General features: G+C 43.2%; 1 protein-coding gene. It reads right to left on the bottom strand.

Going from position 1 to position 222, the window contains the following annotated elements:
* A partial coding sequence (locus LJE11_RS21035; protein ID WP_227296466.1) for a DUF961 family protein occupies nucleotides 1-222 on the bottom strand: 222 nt, incomplete at both ends.

The following is a 222-nucleotide window of genomic DNA, read 5'->3' as shown; positions in this document are numbered from 1 at the left end:
CCCCGATTGCGTAACCTCTGCCGTATAACTTCGGATTGACAAGTTTTACTTTCTGTTCATACTTGAAATGCTTTTCGCCAGCCTGCACAGGAATTTCCACCACAACATTTTCGCCTTTCTGTATGTCAGAATAAAGGTTATAGCTTCGTCTGGCTAAGACCCTGCGGTTATTTTTATCTCTTTCAAAGACTGGCTCGCTTTCGCCTGCAAATTCAAGAGTTC

The organism is Blautia sp. DFI.1.216, from assembly GCF_020594215.1.
Lineage (GTDB): Bacteria > Bacillota > Clostridia > Lachnospirales > Lachnospiraceae > Blautia_A > Blautia_A wexlerae.
This window is presented reverse-complemented; position numbering and strand designations above follow the sequence as displayed.